Genomic DNA, 16,695 nt, shown 5'->3' with positions numbered 1-16,695 from the left:
CCGGGAAGTTACCCTAATTGCAGCGCCTGACTGTGTCGGGGACGAGAATCCGCACGACAGATCGGCCCATTCGTTGCCCGTCCACAACTGGCCCGCGGCTGCCGCCCTCTGTCAAAAATCTGTCACTCCCAAGAATCATGAGTTCCCATTCGACCCGTTCCGCCAGCGATCACTTGATCGCCGCGGCCGACAACGCGCTGCGCACCCTGTTCGGCAGTCATTCGGCAGCACGTCCGTACCCGGTGCCGGCCAAGGACGACGGCGATGGAGCACTGCCTGCGCACGAACGCGCGCAGGCCGCGGCGCTGATGCGCGTCAACCATGTCGGCGAGGTCTGCGCCCAGGCGCTCTACCAGGCGCAGGCCCTGGCGACGCGCAACCCGGCGCTCAAGGCCCACTACGACGCCGCCTCGCGCGACGAGACCGATCATCTGGCCTGGACCGAAAAGCGCATCGCCGAACTCGGCGGCCGCACCAGCTGGCTCAATCCGCTCTGGTATGCCGGAGCCTTTGGCATCGGCCTGCTCGCCGGGCGTGCCGGCGACGGCCTGAGCCTGGGCTTCGTGGTCGAGACCGAGCGTCAGGTCGAGCAGCACCTGAACGAGCACCTGGACCGCCTGCCGAGCGACGATCGGGCCTCACGCGCGGTGGTGACCGCGATGCGCGACGACGAGGCGCGCCACGCGCTCGATGCCGAGAGGGCCGGCGCGATACCGTTGCCGGCGCCGGCACGCTGGGTCATGCGTGGCGCGGCCAAGGTGATGACCACCACCGCGCACTACCTCTGATCCGGGCGTCAGCCGACCTCGACCAGTTCGACGCTGGTCGTCATCTCCGCGGTCATGGCCAGCATCGCGCTGGCCGAACAGTACTTCTCGTGCGATAGCTGGACCGCGCGCTCGACGGCCGCCAGCGCCAGCCCTTTGCCGCGCACGACGAACTGCATGTGGATGCGGGTGAACACCTTGGGATCGGTTTCGGCCCGATCGGCGCTGAGCTTGACCTCGCAGCCGCGCACGTCGTGGCGGCCGCGCTTGAGGATCAGCACCACGTCGTACGCGGCGCAGGCTCCGGTGCCGGCCAGCACGGTCTCCATAGGCCGCGGCGCCAGGTTTCGGCCGCCGCCATCGGGCGCGCCATCCATCGCGAGCAGGTGGCCGCTGCCGGTCTCGGCGTTGAAGGCCATGCCGGCTTCGGGCTGCCAGCGCACGGTGCATTCCATTCATCACTCCCACGGTCGATGGGTGCGCATTGTGCCCACCGGGGCGAATCGGTTTCGACGTGCTGTCGAGCGAACTTGTTGCGTTGCACCAATCTACGTTCTACACTTTGCCCACGCGGATGGAAGTGATCCGCACCGCTTGTCTCCTCCACCTCCTCCATTGGTGGATTCGGCCCGATGCCTCACGGCATCGGGCCCTTTTTCTTTGGGCTTCGCGCGAGATGCCGGTTCGCGTGCTGCGGCGCAGCGAGGGCGGCTGGGGCGCCGTTTATCATGCCAAGCAACCATAGGAGGAGACTGGATGCCCCGCAGCAAGAGCCGCAGCACGAGTGGCAATGGCCAGCGCGACGCGCTCGCGATGAGCTACCTGCAGCGCATCCTGACCGCCAAGGTCTACGACGTCGCGATCGAGTCGCCGCTGGAGCCGGCAACGCAGCTCTCGCGTCGCATCGGCAACCGGGTGCTGCTCAAGCGCGAGGACCAGCAGGAGGTCTTCAGCTTCAAGCTGCGCGGTGCCTACAACAAGATGGCGCACCTCACGCCGGAGCAGCTCAAGCGCGGCGTGATCTGCGCCTCGGCCGGCAATCACGCGCAAGGCGTGGCACTCAGTGCCAAGCGCCTGGGCACGCAGGCGGTGATCGTGATGCCGGTCACCACGCCGAAGCTCAAGATCGACGCGGTCAAGAGCTTCGGCGGCGAGGTCGTGCTGCACGGCGACAGCTACTCCGATGCCTACGCTCACGCACTCGAACTCGAACGCGAGCGCGGCCTGACCTTCGTCCATCCCTTCGACGATCCGTACGTGATCGCGGGCCAGGGCACGGTGGCGCTGGAGATCCTGCGCCAGCACCAGGGGCCGATCGATGCGGTGTTCGTTGCCATCGGCGGCGGCGGCCTCATCTCGGGCGTGGCGGCCTTCATCAAGGCGGTGCGACCCGAGATCAAGGTGATCGGCGTGCAGACCGTGGACTCCGACGCGATGGTGCGCTCGGTCAGGGCCGGTCGCCGAGTCACGCTGCACGACGTCGGTCTGTTCTCCGATGGCACCGCGGTCAAGACGGTGGGCGAGGAGACCTTCAGGCTGACGCGCGCGCTGGTCGACGACTTCGAGGTGGTCGACACCGACGCCGTCTGCGCCGCGATCAAGGACGTGTTCCAGGACACCCGCTCGATCCTCGAGCCGGCCGGCGCCCTGGGCGTGGCGGCGATCAAGCAGTACGCGGCGCGCCACGCTTGCAGCGGCCAGACCTTCGTCGCGATCACCTGCGGTGCCAACATGAACTTCGACCGCCTGCGCTTCGTCGCCGAGCGGGCCGAGGTCGGCGAGGAGCGCGAGGCGCTGTTCGCGGTGACGATCCCGGAGGAGCGCGGCTCCTTCAAGCGCTTCTGCGAACTGATCGGCCCCGGTAACCGCCAGGTCACCGAGTTCAACTACCGCATCAGCGATACGAAGATCGCACAGATCTTTGTCGGCCTGTCGACCAGCAAGCCCGGTGAGTCGGCGCAGATCGCGGCTCGCTTCCAGAAGCAGGGCTTCGCCACCGTCGATCTCACCCACGACGAACTCGCCAAGAGCCATGTCCGCCACATGGTGGGCGGTCGATCGGAGCTGGCCAGGGATGAGCGCCTGTACCGCTTCATCTTTCCGGAGCGGCCGGGCGCGCTGATGAGGTTCCTCTCCAGCATGCACCCCGACTGGAACATCAGCCTGTTCCACTACCGCAACCAGGGCGCCGACTACGGCCGCATCCTGGTCGGCCTGCAGGTTCCGCGCGGCGAGGCCAAGGCGCTCAAGACCTTTCTCGAGCAGCTCGACTACCCCTTCGTCGAGGAAACGACGAACCCCGTGTACCGGCTGTTCCTGCGCTGAAAATGCAGTGCTCGGCCCGGTAGCGCGGCGCCCCACCCTGCCCCACAATGCCGCGTCTCAAAGGACCCGACCGCCCGTGCAACGCTCACTGATCGCCCCCACGGCCCATCCGAAACTCGAGGAGGCGTTGCGCCTGAAACTGCAACGCCGCAGCGAGACGACCGGCAGCCTGGGCGAACTCGAGCCACTGGCGGTGCGGCTCGGCCTGATCCAGAACAGCCTCAAGCCCAAGCTGAAGTCACCGCAGTTGCTGGTCACCGCCGGCGACCACGGCCTCGCGGTCGATCTGCCGTTGCGCGGACCCTCGAGCGTCGAGCAGGTCGCGCACCTGCTGGGCGGCCGGTTGCCGATGGCGGTGTTCTCGTTCATCCAGGGCATGGGCCTGACGGTGGCCGACGCCGGACTGTCGGAGACCATGCCGTCCAACCCGAGCCTGCTGCAACGCAAGATCGGATTCGGCAGCCGCAACGCGCGCGTGGCACCGGCGATGACCGCCGAGCACGCGCATGCCGCGATCCGCGCCGGCATGGAGATCGCCGACGGGTTGCATGGCAACGTGCTGGCCTGCGCCGCCATCGGCGTCGGTTCGCACGAAAGCGCGGCACTGGTGATCTCGCGCCTCACCGAGGTGCCGCTGCGCGAACTGGTGGTCAGCACCAGCGGACTCAGCCCCGACCAACTGGCGCAGGTCATGGTCGTGCTGCAGGGCGCGCAGGGCCGCCACAAGGATCTGAGCGACCCGGTCGAGGTGCTGGCGGCGTTCGGTGGCTACGAGATCGGCATGCTGGTGGGTGCGATGCTGGTGGCGGCGAGCAAGCGCCACCTGATCATGGTCGACGGCATGGGCGCCTGTGCAGCGCTGCTGGTGGCTTCGCGCATCGCCGCACCGGTCACCGACTACTGCGTGTTCTGCCGCAGCCACGGCCACGCGGGGCTCGACAACGCGATGGGCGTCTTTGGCGCCAGCGCGCTGCTCGAACTGGGACTGGAAAGCATGGACGGCACCGGCGCTACGCTGGCCTGGCCGCTGGTGCACGCCAGCGCGGCGCTGCTGACCGAGGTTGCCGAGGGCGAGGATCCGGGACCGACGCTGCCGGCATCGACGCTGGTCGACAGCGGTCCTTCGACCCGATGAAACCCGTCCGGGCACACGACCCGGACCAGGCAACACTCAGCGCCTGAGACTCGGATCGCCGCCCGGATTGGCCGGACCGCCCTGCTCCGGGGGCACGCCGGTCTCGGAGGTCGGCGGCGGCGGTACCGGCGCCATCTGGCCGGGCGGAACACCTGCCATCGCAAGACCCGGCGGCGCAGGCTGGATCGGCGGCGGCTCGCGCCCGGCAGCGGCCGACACCAGCCCGGCGGCCGCGCTCGGCAGGCTGCCCGTGGCGGGCGCCGGCAACGGGGCCAACTCGAGCGTCAATGCCACGCTGCCATCGGCCGCACCAACCTGCGCACTGCGTTGCGCCACCGAGCGCAGCAGCAACTCACCGTCGATGCGGGAGCCCACCCTATAGGCTCGCGGCGGCTTGCCGTCGAGCGAGATCAGCGCGATTCCCGGCGCGGGATCCGCCGGCGTCGTTGCTTTCGTCTTCGGCGCCATCACGCCGATCAGCTTGAAGCGGCTGGCGAGGCCGGGGGGCGCCGGCACGTCGGCCTGTGCCACCTGGCTGGCACCGAGCAGGCGCGAGATATCGCCATGCAGCCCGCCGCTGGCGGAAACCGGCTGCGCATCGGGCGGCAAGCCCGGGCGACCGACGCCCACGCGCAGGCCCCAGTAGACCGCGCAGGCGGCGGCCAGGGCCCAAGCGACAAAGGCAGCGCTGCGCGCGAGACGATGACCAAACATGAGGGCTGATTATGATCCGGCCCATGAACCAAAACTCGCACCCCGACCGCCGCAGCCGCGGCTTCACCCTGATCGAGCTGATGGTCGTGCTGGTGATCATTGGCGTGCTCGCTGCGCTGATCGTGCCCAACGTGCTCGATCGCGCCGACGACGCCCGGGTCACCGCGGCCCGCACCGACGTCAACAACCTGATGCAGGCGCTCAAGCTGTACCGGCTCGACAACCAGCGCTACCCGACCGGCGAGCAGGGCCTGCAGGCGCTGGTCGCCAAGCCGACCGGCGGACCGATTCCGGGCAACTGGAAGACCTACCTGGAAAAGCTGCCGAACGATCCCTGGGGCCGGCCGTACATGTATGTGAATCCGGGCGTCAAGGGCGAGGTCGATGTCTTCAGCTACGGCGCCGACGGCCAAGCCGGCGGCGAGGGCAAGGATGCCGACGTCGGTTCCTGGCAGTGAGTCGGAGGCCGGCCCGCGCCCTGCATGAGTCGTCGCCGCAAGCCCCAAGCTGACTCGCGCGGCTTCACGCTCATCGAACTGATGGTGGTGGTCGCGCTGATCGCGATCGCCTCGACCATCGCCGTGCTCGCACTGCGCGACCCGGCCGCGGCACGCCTCGACCGCGAGGCCTCGCGGCTGGCGGCGCTGCTCGAGTCGGCCCGCGCCGAGTCGCGCGCACTTGGCGTGCCGGTGCACTGGGTGCCAATGGTCGACGCCGGGTCCGGCGCCGCGCTCGGCTTTCGCTTCGTCGGTCTGCCCGATCCCGAAAAGCGCCCCGCGGGCTGGCTCGAAGCCGAGCCGCTTGCGGTGCAGGCCTACGCCGACACGCCGGCCGGCTATGCGTCGACGCGGGCGCTGGTCCTGGGTCCCGAACCGGTGATCGGCGCCCAGCGCATCGTGCTGCGGCTCGGCGACCGTCAACTGGTGCTCAGCACCGACGGACTGGGGCCGTTTTCGATCAGCGCCGACGCTGCCGGCTCGCCATGAAGCAGCCGCCTGCCCGACCGCGCGGCCTGACGCTGATCGAGGTGCTGGTCGCGCTCGCCGTGGTCGCCATCACGCTGGCCACCGGCATCAAGGCGGCCGGGGCGCTGAGCGGCAACGCCGCGCGCCTGGTCGACGTCGGCGCGGCGCAATGGTGCGCCGACAACCAGCTCGTCGGCTTGCGGCTGGCCAGGCAGTATCCGGGCACCGGCGAGAGCGAGTTCGCCTGCGAGCAGCTCGGCACTCCCTACCGCGGACGCATGATCGTCAACGCCACGCCCAACCCGAACTTCCGCCGTGTCGATGCCCGCATCGAGACCGCCGACGGCGATCCGGTGCTGAGCGTGTCGACGGTCATCGGGCGCTACTGATGAAGGCACCGGGCTCGCCCTGTTCGCGGCGCCCCCCGGGGGCCGCGGCCGGCGCAGGGAGCTTCGGCGCCGGCCCGCCACGCCAACTTGCGCGGCTGGCCGCGTCGAGTGGCTTCACCCTGGTCGAATTGCTGGTCGCCCTGTTCATACTTGCGCTGCTGGCCGGGCTGAGCTGGCGCGGCGTCGACGGCATCGTGCGCACCCGTGACGCCAGCCAGGAACGGCTCGAGCGGCAGCTGCGGCTGCAGTCCGTGATCGGCCAGTGGGAGACCGACCTCGCAGAGCTCCAGGACACCGGCAGCGTGGTGCCGCTTCGCTTCGACGGCGCGTCGCTGCGCCTGACCCGCCGCGTCGCAGGTGGCGTACAGGTCGTCGTCTGGACGCTGCGCGATGGCGCGTGGACGCGCTGGAGCGGCCCGGCGGCGACCACGGTGCAGGATCTGCAGGAATCCTGGCTCAGCTCGCAGCAGCTACTGGGCAACGAGCCCGGCAACCTGAAGGCGCTGCAGGGTATCGAAGGCTGGCAGCTGTACTACTGGCGCAAGAACGGCTGGACAAATGCGCAATCGAGCGGTGACGTTGCCGAAGACGGTGCCGCCGTCGCGCGCGAGCAGTTGCCGGGCGGTGTGCGCCTGCAACTCGGCCTGGGCGAAGGCAGCGGCTTTGCCGGCACCCTCATCCGCGATGTGCAGTTGGCGCCGCAGCCGAGCACGGCGCAGGGGCCGGCATGAGTCAGTCGGGGCTCATCCGCGATCGCCAGCAGCGCGGTGCCGCGCTGCTGACGGCGATGGTGATCGTGGCACTGATCGCCACGCTGTCGGCCGCGATGGTCTGGCAGCAATGGCGCGCAGTGCAGGTCGAGGCGGCTGAGCGCGCGCGGGTGCAAGCCCACTGGATCCTGGTCGGGGCGATGGACTGGGCGCGCCTGATCCTGCGCGAGGATGCGCGCAGCAGCAGCACGGTCGACCACCTGGGCGAGCCGTGGGCGGTGCCGCTGGCGGAGGCCAAGCTGTCGAGCTTCCTGGCAGCCGACCGCAACAACACCGCCACCGACGCCGATGCCGGCGTCGAGGCCTTCCTGTCCGGCGGCATCAGTGATGCCCAGTCCCGCTACAACCTGCGCAACATGGTGCTGGCCGACAAGGAGGCCGCCGCCGCCGAGGCCAAGGTGCTGGCGCGGCTGCTCGAGAGCGTCGGCGCCAACACCGAGCTGGCGGCCGTGGTCTCGGCCAACCTGCGCCGCGCGCTGCCGCCGGCGCCAAGCGCCAGCGACGCCACGGGCGCCCAGGTCACCGACATGGGTACCAGCGAAGCCGGCGCACCGCTGCCGCCGGACCGGCTCGACCAGATGCGCTGGCTGGGTCTGGATGCCGCCACGCTGAACAAGCTCGGCCCCTACGTGACCTGGTTGCCGATCCCGACGCCGGTCAACCTGAACACCGCGCCGCGCGAAGTGATCGCCGCCGTCATCGACGGCCTCGACCTCGGCAGTGCCGACCGGCTGGTCTCGGCCCGCCAGAGCGATCCCTTCAAGAGCCTCGACGACGCGGCCCGGCTGCTGCCACAAGGCACCGAGCTGACCAAGCGGAGGGTCGGCGTCGCCTCGAGCCACTTCGAGATCAGTGGCCGGCTGCGCCTGGATGACCGCGTCGTCGAGGAGCATGCCTGGGTGCAGCGGCGCAACATGGACGTATCGACCTTTGCTGTCGAGAGACGCGCGGCGGTGGAGGCTGCCGCGGGTCGCTGAGGCACCGGCCCGGGGCCAGCTGTTGCTGCCAAGACACATCAAGAAGCGGTTGTAAGTGCTTGATTCGACAAGAACCGAAAAGTCCCCCACCTACAATCATCTGAACTTTCCGCACCCTTCATGAGCGTCCTGGTCGTCCTGATCCCGCCGCGGCCCCGGCTGGCGGCGGGCAGCGCTGCCGCCACCCCGGCGCCGGCGCCGGATGAGTTCGTCTGGGTGCTGTCGGACGATCGACTGAGCATTGCCCGAGAGGGCCGTGGGGCCGCCAGCGCCCTGCCGCGCGCCGAAAGCCTGATCGCGGTGCTGGCCCCGACCGACGTCAGCTGGCACCGCATCGACTGCCCCAGGGCCTCGCCAGCGCGCATGGCCGCCGCGTTGACTGGCGTGCTCGAGGAGATGGTGATCGACGATGTCGAGGGCCTGCACTTGGCGCTCGCGCCCGGTGCCCGCCCGGGCGAGCCGACCTGGGTCGCCGCCACCGACCGCAACTGGCTGCAGCAGGCCCTGGCCCGGCTCGAACAGGGCGGACGCGCGGTCGAACGCGTGACGCCGTCGATGTGGCCCGACACGCCGCCGACGCTGCACGTGCACGAGAGTCTCGCAACCGACGGCCGCTTGCAGCTGACGCTGAGCCACGCCCACCCCGAAGGTGTCGGCCACTGGCCGCTCGGCCCGACACCGGGTGCGCTCGGCGCGAGCGCGGGCTCGGGTGGCTTGCGCGCACTGCTGCCGCAGCCACTGCCGCCCGACTGGCGCTGCAGCGCCACACCGGCCGCGGCCAGCGCGGCCGGGCAATGGTTCGGTCCCGACTCGCCGGTCCAGATCCAGAGCGCCACCGAGCAGGCGCTGCAGGCCACGCGTTCGCTGTGGAACCTCCGCCAGTTCTCGCTGGTCGCCGCGCACCGCGGCCTGGCCCGCCTGCGCGACGGCTGGCGTCGTGTAAGCCGCGACCGCGCCTGGCGACCGCTGCGCTGGGGGCTGGCGACGCTGGTCGTGGTGCAGATCGTCGGCCTCAACCTCGCCGCGTGGCAGCAGCGCAAGACGCTGGCCGCCAAGCAGACCCAGATGGTCGCGCTGCTGCAGGCGGCGCACCCGCAGGTGCGCGCGGTGCTCGACGCGCCGGTCCAGATGCAGCGCGAGACCGATGCCTTGCGCGCCAGCGCGGGGCGCGCCGGTGACAGCGATCTCGAACCGATGCTGCAGGCCGCTGCCAGCGCCTGGCCGCAACCGCAGCCGGTCGGCCAGTTCAGCTACGAACCCGGCAAGCTGACCCTGGCCACGCCGGGCTGGAGCGAAGATCAGATCAATGGTTTCCGTGCCGCGCTGGCCCCGGCCGGCTGGCGCGTCGAGGCCGACGGCGGCCGGCTGACGCTGCAGCGCGCCCCGGCCGGAGCTCCCGCTGGCGCGAGGCCGCGATCATGAGCTGGCAGGCACAGCTCGGGCAAAAGCTGGCGCCGCTGCGTGCGCGCTGGCGGGCGCTGGCGCCGCGCGAGCGGCTGTGGGTGGCGATGGCCGCCGGCGTGGTCGGCACCTTCGTGCTGTGGCTGGTCGCGGTGCAGCCGGCCTGGCGCACGCTGCGCACTGCGCCGGCGCAGATCGACGCCCTCGATGCCCAGTTGCAGCATATGCAGCGCCTGGCCGGCGAGGCGCGCGAGCTGCGCGCGCAGCCGGTGGTCAGTCCGGCGCAGGCCGAGGCCGCGTTGCGCGCCAGCACCGAGCGCCTGGGCAGCGACAACCGGCTCACGCTGCAGGGCGACCGCGCCACCGTCCAGCTCAAGAGCGTTCCCGGCCCGGCGCTCGGCACTTGGCTGGCCGAGGTGCGCAGCGCCGCGCGCGCGCGCCCGGTCGAGGTCACGCTCGTGCGCGGTCCAGCCGGCTACAGCGGCACCGTGGTGCTGGCGCTCGGCGGCCGCGCCTGATCGGAGCCACGATGGCACTCCTGGCTGCCCTGTCGCTGCGCCCTTCGGCCACGGTCTCGAGTCGCGGGGCGCCGCGCTTGGGCCGCAGCACCGAGTGGCACGAGTCGACGCTGGAGGAGATGCGCTGGGAACGCGCCGATACCTCCTCGCGGCGCTGGGCGATCTGGGGCACGCTGTGCGGCGCACTGGCGGCGCTGGTGCTGTTCGCGCCGGCGGCATGGCTGGCAAGCTCGGTCGCCAGCGGCACCGGCGGCCGGGTGATTCTTGCCGACGCCAGCGGCAGCATCTGGAACGGCAGCGCGGTGGCGGTGCTGGCCGGCGGCGAGGGCAGCCGCGACGCGCGTGCCCTGCCCGGCCGGATCGAATGGAAGCTGCGTCCCGCGCTGAACGGGCTGAAGATCGAACTCGCTCAGGACTGCTGCATCAGCGAGCGCGCGTTGCTGACGGTGACACCGGGCATCGGCCGCGTCAGCGTCAAGCTGCATGGCGCGCCGGGCTGGATCGGCCAGTGGCCGGCCCAATGGCTGGCCGGGCTGGGCACGCCCTGGAACACGCTGCAGCTGGGCGGCGCCCTGCGCCTGTCATCGCCAGACGGCATCGCGCTGCATGGCGCCAAGGGGCGCTGGCGCGTCGACGGCAGCGCCACGCTCGACCTGCTGGACGTATCCTCGCGCGTCAGCACCCTCGACCGGCTCGGCAGCTACCGCCTGAGCCTGGCCAGCGACCCGGGCAACGCCGGCCGCGCGCGGCTGGAGTTGAGCACCACCGACGGCGCACTCCAGCTCTCGGGCAGTGGCGAGATCGGTGCCGGCGGAGTCCGCTTTCGCGGCGAGGCCAGCGCGCAGGGCGACCCGGCCCCGTTGCAGAACCTGTTGAACATCATCGGACGGCGCGACGGTGCCCGTTCTGTCATCGTGATCGGATGAGCATGCCAAGCCCCACTCAACGGGCCCCGTCCCGGTCCCTCTCGGCCCGCGCCGCGACTGCATCGCAGCGCCTGAGCGCACTCGGCCTGGCCGCAGCGCTGACGCTGGCATCGCTACCGGTGCCGGCGCAGCCACAGGCCGGACGCGACAGGCTCACCCAGGCGCGCGAGCCGGTGACGCTGAACTTCGTCAACGCCGAGATCGACGGCGTGGCGCGCGCGGTCGGCGCCATCCTCGAGCGCCAGATCGTCGTCGATCCGCGGGTCAAGGGCCAGATCACGCTCTACAGCGAGCAGGCGGTGACGCCGCGCGAGGCCTACCTGAACTTCCTCGCCGCGCTGCGCGGGCTGGGTTTCGCGGTGGTCGAGTCGGGCGGCCTGCTCAAGGTGGTGCCCGAGGCCGAGGCCAAGCTGCAGACCGGCACCGTCTCGGTCGGCTCGGTCACGCGCAGCGGCGACCAGATCATCACGCAGATCTTCCGCCTCCAGCACGAGAGCGCGAACAACATGGTCACGGTGCTGCGGCCGCTGATCACGCCCAACAACACGATCAACGCCAACCCCGGCAACAACTCGCTGGTCATCACCGACTACGCCGACAACCTGCAGCGCCTAGCCAAGATCATCGCCGGCCTCGACGTGCCGGCCAGCACCGACCTCGAGGTGATCGCGATCCAGCATGGCGTGGCCTCCGACCTGGCACCGCTGATCGCGCGACTGGCCGACGGCGCGCCGGTCAGTGGCGCGCCGGCCGCAGCCACCGGTGGACTGCAGGTGCTGGCCGATCCGCGTACCAACTCGCTGCTGGTCAAGGCCTCGAGCCCGGCCCGGCTGGCGATCGTCAGGGGCCTGGTCGAGAAGCTCGACAAGCCGGGCGTGACCGGGGCCGCCGGCAGCAACATCCACGTCGTCTACCTGAAGAACGCCGATGCCGCCAAGCTGGCACCGGTGCTGCGCGCGGCCTTCGCCAGCGGTTCCGGCGGCACGACCGGCGCCGCCGGTGGCGGCACGACGGGTGGCGCCAGTCCGCTCGCCGGCGCACTCGGCGCCGCCGCCGGCGCGACGCCGGCCGGCGGCGCGGCCGGTACCGGGGGCGCCACCTCGATCCAGGCCACCTCGCCGCTGGCCGGCTCCGGCCAGGCCCAGACCGGCGGCTTCATCCAGGCCGACCCGAACACCAACTCGCTGATCATCACCGCCGCCGAGCCGCTCTACCGCCAGTTGCGGGCGGTGATCGAGCAACTCGATTCGCGCCGCGCGCAGGTCTACGTCGAGACCATGATCGTCGAGGTCAACGCCAACAAGGCGGCCGACATCGGCTTCCAGTGGCAGGGCCTGATCGGCAAGGAGGGCGACAAATACGGGCTGGCCGGTGGCACCAACTTCGGCACCGGCGGCAACAACCTGCTCAACCTCAGCGCGGCCATCGCGACCGGCAGCGCGCTCGCCGCCACACTGCCGTCGGCGGGCTTGAACCTGGCGCTGATCCGCGATTTCGGTGGCACCTACGCGCTTTCGGCACTGGCCCGCTTCCTGGAAACCAACGCCGACGGCAACATCCTCTCGACGCCGAATCTGGTGACGCTCGACAACGAGGAGGCCCGCATCACGATCGGCCAGAACGTGCCCTTCGTGACCGGCTCCTTCACCAACACCGGCACCGCCGGCGGCGCGGTGAATCCGTTCCAGACGATCGAGCGCAAGGACGTCGGCATCACGCTGCGCGTGAAGCCGCAGATCGGCGAGAACGGCACCGTGCGCCTACAGATCTATCAGGAGGTCTCGAACGTGGTCGACCAGCGCGTGTCACAGGGCATCGCGCCCGCCAACGCCGGCCTGATCACCAACAAGCGGGCCATCGAGTCCAACGTGGTGGTCGACGACGGCAACATCATCGTGCTCGGCGGCCTGATGCAGGACACCTACCAGGGCGGCGAGGACCGCCTGCCCTACCTCGGCAGCCTGCCCGTGGTCGGCGCCCTGTTTCGAGCCAACAACCGCAGCCGCGTCAAGACCAACCTGATGGTCTTCCTGCGCCCGGTCGTGATGCGCGACCAGGAGTCGACGACCAAGCTGTCGCTCGACCGCTACGACCTGATCCGCGCCGAGCAGAGGGGCCTGCAGCCGCCGTCGCGCCCCCTGATGCCGATCAAGGAATCCGCGGTCCTGCCGGAGGCGCGCCCGCCCGCCGGCACCAGTCCGCAGCAGCCGCTGTGGCCGGACGGCTTTGCGGTGCCGCAGGCACCGGCGCCGGCGGCGAGCGAGCCGCAGCGCTGAACCCGGAGTTTCGAGATGGCCGTGCGCCACCCGCTGCCCTACTCCTGGGCCAAGGCGAACACCCTGCTGCTCGAGGACAGCGGCGACCAGCTCACGCTGTGGATGCCGCCGGCCACCACGCCGAGCGCGGCCAGCGCCGAGGTCATGCGACTCTACGCAGTGGACGCGATCGAGCTCGAGGCAGCCGACACGCTGGCGCTGCGCATCGCGCGCGCCTATGCCGGCGGTGAATCGAGCGCGGCCACCGTGATCGGCGAGGTCGAGAGCGCGGTCGACCTGTCGCGCCTGATGCAGGACATCCCGGCCGTGGAAGACCTGCTCGAGGCCGCCAACGACGCGCCGATCATCCGCATGCTCAACGCGCTGCTGACGCAGGCGGCCAAGGACGGCGCGAGCGACATCCACATCGAGCCCTACGAGCGCAGCAGCGCGGTGCGCTTTCGCGTCGACGGCACGCTGCGCGAGGTGGTACGACCCAACAAGGCGCTGCACGCGGCGCTGATCTCGCGCCTGAAGATCATGGCCGAGCTCGACATCGCCGAGAAGCGCCTGCCGCAGGACGGCCGCATCTCGCTGCGCATCGGCGGCCGCGCGATCGACGTGCGGGTCTCGACGCTGCCCTCCGCGCATGGCGAGCGCGCGGTGCTGCGCCTGCTCGACAAGGGCGACAGCAGCCGCTTCTCGCTCGAGTCGCTCGGCATGGGTGGCGACACGCTGACGCGCTTCAAGCGCCTGACCGCGCAGCCGCACGGCATCGTGCTGGTGACCGGACCGACCGGCTCCGGCAAGACCACCACGCTCTACGCCGCGCTGGGCCAGGTCGACACCGGCACCACCAACGTGCTGACGGTCGAGGACCCGGTCGAGTACGAACTGCCCGGCATCGGCCAGACCCAGGTCAATCCGAAGATAGACCTCACTTTCGCCAAGGCGCTGCGTGCGATCCTGCGCCAGGACCCGGACGTCATCATGATCGGCGAGATCCGCGACTACGAGACCGCGCAGATCGCGATCCAGGCCTCGCTGACCGGCCACCTCGTGCTTGCCACGCTGCACACCAACGACGCGCCGAGTGCGGTGACGCGGCTGACCGACATGGGCGTCGAGCCCTTCCTGCTCAGCAGCTCGCTGCTCGGCGTGCTGGCTCAGCGGCTGGTGCGCAAGCTGTGCCCGATCTGCCGGCGCCAGGACGAGCGCGGCCACTGGCACCCGGTGGGCTGCCCCGAATGCGGCATGACCGGCTACAAGGGCCGCACCGGCGTCTACGAACTGATGGTGGCCGACAGCGGCGTGCAGGCCCTGATCCACGCCCGCGCCGCCGAGAGCCAGCTCTTCGTCGCCGCCGAGAAGGGCGGCATGCGCACCATGCGCGAAGACGGCGAGCGGCTGGTGGCTTCCGGCATCACCTCGCGCGAGGAACTGGTGCGCGTGACCCGAGAATCCTGATTCCCGGTCCGCGACCCGCCGCCAGTGCCTGCCTACAAGTACGAAGCCCTCGACGCCGCCGGCAAGACCGCGCGCGGGCTGATCGACGCCGACAACGCCAAGGCGGTGCGGGCGCAGTTGCGTGCGCAGGCGCTGGTGCCGCTCGACGTGCAACCGGTGCAGACCGCCGCGCGCGAGGCCGCCGCTGCCTCGCGCTTCTCGCGCCGGGTGTTTTCAAGCACCGGGCTGGCGATCTGGACCCGCCAGCTGGCCGGACTGGTCGGCGCCGGCCTGCCGCTCGAACGCGCGCTGACCGCGCTCGCCGACGAGGCCGAGGACCCGCGCCAGCGCGAGCTGCTGGCCCAGCTGCGCGCCGAGGTCAACGCCGGCAGCGCCTTCGCGCGCGCGCTCGCGCAGCAGCCGCACGAGTTCGACGACGTCTACCGCGCCGTGGTCGCCGCCGGCGAGCAGAGCGGACAACTCGGCGGCGTGCTCGAACGGCTGGCCGACGACCTCGAGGAGCGCCAGGCCCTGCGCAGCAAGCTGATCGGCGCCGCGCTCTATCCGGCCATCGTCTCGCTGGTGGCGGTGGTGATCGTCGTCTTCCTCGTGACCTACGTCGTGCCGCAGGTCGCCAGCGTGTTCGCCGGCGGCAAGCGCGCGCTGCCCTGGCTGACCAGCGCCATGCTGGCAATCAGCGCCTTCGTGCGCGGCTGGGGCTGGGTCGTTCTACTGGCCGGAGCGAGCGGCCTCGCGCTGCTGATGTACTCGTTGCGCAACGAGGCCTTCCGCGAGCGCTTCGACGCCTTCTGGCTGACCTTGCCGCTGATCGGCCGCCTCGCACGCGGCTACAACGCGGCGCGCTTCGCCAGCACGCTGGCAATGCTGGCCAACGCCGGCGTGCCGATCCTCAAGGCGCTGCAGGCGGCGGCCGAGACGCTCTCCAACCGCGCGATGCGGGCCGACGCGCTGGCCGCGCTGGTGCAGGTGCGCGAGGGCGCGCCGCTGGCCTCCGCCCTCGCCGCCAAGAAGCGCTTCCCCGGACTGCTGCCGATGTTCGCGCGCCTGGGCGAACAGACCGGCCAGCTGCCACTGATGCTGCAGCGCGCCGCCAACCAGTTGAGCGCCGAGGTGCAGCGGCGCGCGATGGCGCTGGCCACGATCCTCGAGCCGCTGCTGATCGTGGTGATGGGCGTGGTGGTGATGCTGATCGTGCTGGCGGTGCTGCTGCCGATCATCCAGCTCAACACCTGGGTCAAGTAGCGAGATCGCCGGCCCCGGCGTCGTTCACAAGGAAGGATCGCCGATGCAACACACGCGCAAGCTGCTACTGCCGACCGCCTTGCTGGCCCTGCTGGCCGGCGCCGCGCGAGCCGACGATCTGCAGGCGATCCAGCAGGTGCTGGGCGACAGCGAGAACTCGCCAGTGCCAGCGGGCTGGACGCTGGGTGGCGTGGCCTACACCGGCTCGTCGGTCTACCGCGATGGCGACTCGAGCACGATGGCCATCCCGGGCGCGATCTACATCGGCCCGAAGTTCATGTACCTCGGCGACCGCGCCTTCTACACCTTCGGCCGCCAGGGCCCGGTGGCCTTCTATGGCCGGCTGCGGGTGCGGCTGGGCAACCTCGACCCCGAGGACCAGCCCGAGTGGGCCGGTTTGAACGAGCGCAAGGGTCAGCTCGAGGCCGGGCTCGGCGCGGTGCTGATCAGCCCGGTGGGCGCGTGGACCGCGCGCTTCAGCAGCGATGTCTCGGGCCGCAGCAAGGGCACCGAGCTGCTGTTCAACTGGTCGGCACCGATCGTCGGCGAGCGCTGGCTGCTGATGCCGGGGGTCGGAGTCTTCTGGCGCTCGTCGAGGCTGGCCAACTACTACTTCGGCGGCGTTTCGGCCGCAGAGGCGGCACCCGGCCGCCCGGCCTACGACGTCGGCAATGCGTGGTCGCTGTCGCCGAGCCTGGTCGCCTCGTACCGGCTGAGCCCGCAGTGGCTGCTGGGGGCGGTGCTAGGCGCCGACATCTTCTCCGACCGCATCAGCGACAGCCCGCTGGTGCAGAAGCGCGGCCGCTACGACGTGCTACTCGCGGTTGGCTACGTCTGGCGATAA

General features: G+C 70.7%; 17 protein-coding genes. 15 read left to right on the top strand and 2 right to left on the bottom strand.

The features are described from left to right. Positions 1-137: 137 nt before the first annotated feature. On the top strand, positions 138-788 hold the full coding sequence (coq7, locus tag EV670_RS00375; RefSeq protein ID WP_130429849.1) for a 2-polyprenyl-3-methyl-6-methoxy-1,4-benzoquinone monooxygenase: 651 nt from the start codon (positions 138-140) through the stop codon (positions 786-788). A gap of 8 nt (positions 789-796) precedes the next feature. On the opposite strand, the gene EV670_RS00370 is transcribed toward coq7, so the two are convergent. Next, the gene (locus EV670_RS00370; RefSeq protein ID WP_130429848.1) at positions 797-1,222 is read right to left on the bottom strand and encodes an OsmC family protein; all 426 of its coding nucleotides are present in this window, start codon (positions 1,220-1,222) and stop codon (positions 797-799) included. Positions 1,223-1,523: 301 nt separating this feature from the next. Here EV670_RS00370 and ilvA point away from each other — a divergent pair, with 301 nt between their 5' ends. Continuing rightward, the gene (ilvA, locus tag EV670_RS00365) at positions 1,524-3,092 is read left to right on the top strand and encodes a threonine ammonia-lyase, biosynthetic (RefSeq protein ID WP_130429847.1); all 1,569 of its coding nucleotides are present in this window, start codon (positions 1,524-1,526) and stop codon (positions 3,090-3,092) included. 76 nt (positions 3,093-3,168) lie between these two features. After that, a complete protein-coding gene (locus EV670_RS00360) occupies positions 3,169-4,227 on the top strand; it encodes a nicotinate-nucleotide--dimethylbenzimidazole phosphoribosyltransferase (RefSeq protein ID WP_130429846.1) in 1,059 nt (352 codons plus the stop codon). A 36-nt stretch (positions 4,228-4,263) separates the two neighbouring features. Here EV670_RS00360 and EV670_RS00355 read toward each other — a convergent pair whose 3' ends face one another. Further along, entirely contained in the window at positions 4,264-4,941 is a 678-nt protein-coding gene (locus EV670_RS00355) for a hypothetical protein (RefSeq protein ID WP_130429845.1), read from the bottom strand. A gap of 23 nt (positions 4,942-4,964) precedes the next feature. Between EV670_RS00355 and gspG the strand changes: the two genes are divergently transcribed. The 12 genes from gspG (at position 4,965) to EV670_RS00295 (ending at position 16,695) form a co-directional block, all read left to right on the top strand. Then, positions 4,965-5,399 (top strand): type II secretion system major pseudopilin GspG, encoded by a 435-nt coding sequence (gene gspG / locus EV670_RS00350; RefSeq protein WP_165393189.1) that lies wholly within the window; start codon positions 4,965-4,967, stop codon positions 5,397-5,399. A 24-nt stretch (positions 5,400-5,423) separates the two neighbouring features. Next, positions 5,424-5,927: a pilus assembly FimT family protein gene (locus tag EV670_RS00345; RefSeq protein ID WP_130429843.1), complete on the top strand. Its 504-nt coding sequence runs from the start codon at positions 5,424-5,426 to the stop codon at positions 5,925-5,927. Continuing rightward, a complete protein-coding gene (gspI, locus tag EV670_RS00340) occupies positions 5,924-6,295 on the top strand; it encodes a type II secretion system minor pseudopilin GspI (RefSeq protein WP_130429842.1) in 372 nt (123 codons plus the stop codon). Before EV670_RS00345 ends, gspI begins: the two co-directional genes overlap by 4 nt. A gap of 95 nt (positions 6,296-6,390) precedes the next feature. Further along, positions 6,391-7,026, top strand: coding sequence for a PulJ/GspJ family protein (locus EV670_RS00335; RefSeq protein ID WP_278044408.1), 636 nt, complete (start codon positions 6,391-6,393; stop codon positions 7,024-7,026). Beyond that, the gene (gspK, locus tag EV670_RS00330; protein WP_130429840.1) at positions 7,023-8,042 is read left to right on the top strand and encodes a type II secretion system minor pseudopilin GspK; all 1,020 of its coding nucleotides are present in this window, start codon (positions 7,023-7,025) and stop codon (positions 8,040-8,042) included. Before EV670_RS00335 ends, gspK begins: the two co-directional genes overlap by 4 nt. A 120-nt stretch (positions 8,043-8,162) precedes the next feature. Beyond that, entirely contained in the window at positions 8,163-9,464 is a 1,302-nt protein-coding gene (gspL, locus tag EV670_RS00325; protein WP_130429839.1) for a type II secretion system protein GspL, read from the top strand. Next, positions 9,461-9,961, top strand: coding sequence for a type II secretion system protein GspM (gspM, locus tag EV670_RS00320; protein WP_130429838.1), 501 nt, complete (start codon positions 9,461-9,463; stop codon positions 9,959-9,961). Before gspL ends, gspM begins: the two co-directional genes overlap by 4 nt. 11 nt (positions 9,962-9,972) lie before the next feature. Continuing rightward, on the top strand, positions 9,973-10,887 hold the full coding sequence (gspN, locus tag EV670_RS00315; RefSeq protein WP_242616778.1) for a type II secretion system protein N: 915 nt from the start codon (positions 9,973-9,975) through the stop codon (positions 10,885-10,887). A gap of 2 nt (positions 10,888-10,889) precedes the next feature. Then, positions 10,890-13,163, top strand: coding sequence for a type II secretion system secretin GspD (gene gspD, locus EV670_RS00310; RefSeq protein WP_130429837.1), 2,274 nt, complete (start codon positions 10,890-10,892; stop codon positions 13,161-13,163). A 15-nt stretch (positions 13,164-13,178) separates the two neighbouring features. Continuing rightward, the gene (gene gspE, locus EV670_RS00305; RefSeq protein ID WP_130429836.1) at positions 13,179-14,609 is read left to right on the top strand and encodes a type II secretion system ATPase GspE; all 1,431 of its coding nucleotides are present in this window, start codon (positions 13,179-13,181) and stop codon (positions 14,607-14,609) included. A gap of 24 nt (positions 14,610-14,633) precedes the next feature. After that, the gene (gene gspF, locus EV670_RS00300) at positions 14,634-15,851 is read left to right on the top strand and encodes a type II secretion system inner membrane protein GspF (RefSeq protein WP_130429835.1); all 1,218 of its coding nucleotides are present in this window, start codon (positions 14,634-14,636) and stop codon (positions 15,849-15,851) included. Between the two features lie 43 nt (positions 15,852-15,894). Beyond that, the gene (locus tag EV670_RS00295) at positions 15,895-16,695 is read left to right on the top strand and encodes a MipA/OmpV family protein (RefSeq protein WP_130429834.1); all 801 of its coding nucleotides are present in this window, start codon (positions 15,895-15,897) and stop codon (positions 16,693-16,695) included.

The organism is Rivibacter subsaxonicus, from assembly GCF_004217215.1.
Classification (GTDB): domain Bacteria; phylum Pseudomonadota; class Gammaproteobacteria; order Burkholderiales; family Burkholderiaceae_C; genus Rivibacter; species Rivibacter subsaxonicus.
The sequence above is the reverse complement of the archived record's forward strand: the minus strand, read 5'-3'. Positions and strand labels throughout refer to the sequence as shown.